We start from the raw sequence: 3,372 nt of genomic DNA, 5'->3' as shown, positions 1-3,372 counted from the left end.
CTTTCTCATATTTCCGGCCGCGATGCGCCTCCTATCTGTGAGAAATGCGGGCTAGTGGCCACGCCACCGTCGCCGAACACGCGGCTCACCGCCTCGCCCCGGATCACCTTGAGGTCGCGCACGGCCTGCAGCTCCTTGATCTGGTCGAGGAACACGTCGCGCTGGCCGACCGTGCCGGTGATCATCATGCCGGTGAGGCCGGCCATGGTCATCTCGTTGAAACTGATGGCGAAATCCTTTGCCTGCTCGATCGCCATGTCACGGTTCACCCGGGTCTCCCAGGCGATCATGCCGCCCCAGGCGACGACCAGCATGAGCCAGATCGCGATCGTCAGGCGAAGCCAGATCGGTGTGTCTGCAAGGCGGCGCATCGTGCAATCTCCCTGCCCGTGTCGACGGGCCATCATCGTTTCTTGCGTATCCGATGCTGTTATCGGCCGCGGCAGGCGACGCTTGAGGGCAGCATATGCCGCCGCAGCGTCATCACTCCATCACCCAATGGTGATAATGATTCGGTTGAACCATTTGCCGGCCACGGCAGTCGATTCGCGGTCTGGCCGGCAACGACCCTGTTGCCGCTTGCATGAAGTCGTTTCCCCTTCCCACACAACAAGACGAGGTATTCCATGAAGAAATCCATCCTGCTCGGCGCCCTTGCCCTGTCCATCGCCACCACCGCGGCGGCCCAGGTCAAGCCGGAGGATCAGATCAAGTTCCGCCAGGCGGGCTACAGCTTCATGAGCTGGAACATGGGCAAGATCAAGGCCAACGTCGAGGGCGAGTTCAACGCCCAACAGGTCGAGGCCGCCGCCAATGCCATCGCCGCGATCGCCGCCTCGGGCATGGGCGCGCTCTACGGCCCGGGCACCGAAAAGGACATCGGCAACGTCAAGACCCGCGTCAAGCCCGAGTTCTTCCAGAACATGGAAGACGTCGGCAAGCTCGCCACCGACTTCAACGCGGCGGCGGCCAACCTGGCCAAGGTCGCCGCCAGCGGCGACAAGGCGGCGGTGCAGCAGGCCTTCGGCGAGACCGGCGCAACCTGCAAGGCCTGTCACGACAAGTACCGCATGGACTGATCGGCCGCCCGCGGCATGCAGCGAAAAATGCCACCCCGAGGGGTGGCATTTTCATGGGTGCGCAGCGTTCGCTGCGGCCAGGCAGACCGTCGCCGCGGCGCAGCGCGTCACCAGGGCGCGACCGGCGGCGGTGGCGGCGGCTCGATGAAGCTGCCGGTGGCGACATACAGCACGCCGGCGGTGATCGCGAGCGCAATCAGCAGGGCCACCAGGCCGCCGCCCTGCGCCGGCTGCGCGTCGGCCTCGTCGACATCCTTGTGACCGGTGATCATCGCCCCGACGAGGTTGTCCTTCTTGATCAGCGCATAGAACAGCACCGCGCCCACGTGCAGGCCGACCAGGATGATGATCGGCCAGTAGTTCTGCCGGTGCAGGCCGCTCAGCCAGTTGCTGGTGTCCGCGCTCACCAGTGCGCGCAGCGGGCCGGAGAAGGCGATCTCGTCATTGGCGAAGAGCCCCGTCACCGCCTGGTAGAGCATCACGCCAAGCAGGGCGAGCACCGACAAGGCCCCCAGCGGGTTGTGGCCCAGCCCGCTCCAGTGCCCGCGCAGGTGCGCCCACAAATGCGCCGGACCAGGCACGAAGTCGCTGAAGCGGGCGTAGGTCGAGCCGATCACCCCCCACACCAGGCGGAAGCTCAGCAGGCCGACGATGGCGATACCGACTCGACCGTGCCACTCCATGTAGCTGCCGCCGAGCTGGCCGGTGACATAGGCGGCCACCACCAGCCCCGCCAGCAACCAGTGAAAAAGGCGGGTGGGGAGATCCCACACGCGTACTCTCGTCTTGCGCATTCAAAACCCTTCACATTTAGAAATGATCAGTGGCCGCTTGGCGTCCGCGACCACTGATCCATCGTTTCATGCCCGTGTGTCCGCCACGGCCCGCACACGTCATGCCGCCTCAATGACTCCAACATCGGGCCGGGGTTCCGTGCCGAGCCCCTTCAGCCACCCTGGCGCAACGCGAAGAACTCGCTCAAGTGCCGCCCGGTGTGCGACGCCAGCGTCGCCATCGCCAGCTCCGGCGGGCCTTCCGCCACCACCTGGCCGCCGCCGTCGCCGCCTTCCGGGCCGAGGTCGATCAGCCAGTCGGCCTCGGCCATGACGTCGAGGTCGTGCTCGATCACCAGCACGGTGTGGCCGGCATCGGTGAGGCGGTGCAGCACGTGGATCAGCTTGTCGACGTCGGCCATGTGCAGGCCCACGGTGGGCTCGTCGAGCACGTACAGGCTGTGCTTGTCGGCCGGAAGCGGCACGCCGCCGGTGTCCTCCGCGTCGCCCGGACGGCGGCGCACCTTGGCGAGCTCGGTGACGAGCTTGATGCGCTGCGCCTCGCCGCCCGACAGCGTCGGGCTGGGCTGGCCCAGGGTCAGGTAGCCGAGGCCGACGTCCTGCAGCAATTGCAGCGGGTGGGCGATGGCCGGATGCGCGGAGAAGAACTCCACCGCCTCGTCCACCGGCATCGCCAGCACCTCGGCCACGGTCCTGTCCTTCCAGCGCACCGACAGCGTCTCGGGGTTGAAGCGCGCACCGCCGCAGCCCTCGCAGGGCGTCTTCACGTCGGGCAGGAAGCTCATTTCGACGGTGGTCTGGCCGGCGCCGTCGCACACCGGGCAGCGCCCGGCGCCGGTGTTGAAGGAGAAGCGCGAGGCGTTCCAGCCGCGGGTGCGGGCGTCGAAGGTGTCGGCGAAGAGCTTGCGGATCGCGTCCCAGAAGCCGACGTAGGTCGCCGGGCAGGAGCGCGGCGTCTTGCCGATCGGCGTCTGGTCCACTTCCAGCACGCGGCCGACCTGCTGCCAGCCGTGGATGCCCTTGCAGCCGACCAGGGCCTGGTCGACCTCCTCCGGCTGGGCCTGGCCGCGGCGGCGGGCGCGGGTGGCCTCGGGGTCGCCGAGGCGCGCGCGCAGGTTGGCGTGGATCACGTCGCGCGCCAGGCTGGACTTGCCGGAACCGGACACACCGGTCACCACCGTCAGGCGCGCGAGCGGGATGCGCACCGAGATGTCGCGCAGGTTGTGCAGGCTGGCGCCTTCGATGCGGATCGCCGCGTGGTCGTCCGCCACCGCGCGGCGCGGGCGCAGCGGGTGCTGCAGCGGGTGGCGGAAGCACTCGCCGGTGGCCGATTCCGGCGCCGCCAGCAGGTCGGCGATGGTGCCTTCGGCCACCACCCGGCCGCCACGCACCCCTGCACCGGGGCCGAGGTCGATGACGTGGTCGGCGCGGCGGATGGTGTCCTCGTCGTGCTCGACCACCAGCAGCGTGTTGCCGCGGTCGCGCAGCGCCTCCAGCGT

At 68.3% G+C, this 3,372-nt stretch carries 3 protein-coding genes and 1 pseudogene; 1 reads left to right on the top strand and 3 read right to left on the bottom strand.

Annotated elements, in window-relative coordinates; translation table 11 throughout:
- Positions 1–62: 62 nt before the first annotated feature.
- Positions 63–371: pseudogene (locus PLC66_RS22405) on the bottom strand (methyl-accepting chemotaxis protein); the annotation flags it as partial.
- A 255-nt stretch (positions 372–626) separates the two neighbouring features.
- On the opposite strand from PLC66_RS22405, the gene PLC66_RS22400 reads away from it, so the two are divergent.
- A complete protein-coding gene (locus tag PLC66_RS22400) occupies positions 627–1,079 on the top strand; it encodes a c-type cytochrome (RefSeq protein ID WP_324544391.1) in 453 nt (150 codons plus the stop codon).
- Positions 1,080–1,186: 107 nt separating this feature from the next.
- Here the strand turns inward: PLC66_RS22400 and PLC66_RS22395 are convergent, their stop codons facing one another.
- Together PLC66_RS22395 and PLC66_RS22390 are read right to left on the bottom strand one after the other, a co-directional pair.
- Positions 1,187–1,873 carry a cytochrome b/b6 domain-containing protein gene (locus tag PLC66_RS22395; RefSeq protein ID WP_324544390.1) on the bottom strand — a complete coding sequence of 229 codons (687 nt, stop codon included), beginning with the start codon at positions 1,871–1,873 and terminating at the stop codon, positions 1,187–1,189.
- A 152-nt stretch (positions 1,874–2,025) separates the two neighbouring features.
- Positions 2,026–3,372 (bottom strand): excinuclease ABC subunit UvrA (locus PLC66_RS22390; protein ID WP_503012261.1); only part of this gene is annotated, 1,347 nt, incomplete at its 5' end.

Source organism: Thauera sp., from assembly GCF_035444905.1.
Classification (GTDB): domain Bacteria; phylum Pseudomonadota; class Gammaproteobacteria; order Burkholderiales; family Rhodocyclaceae; genus Thauera.
Note: the sequence above shows the minus strand (reverse complement) of the source record. Positions and strands in the feature narration are given on the sequence as shown.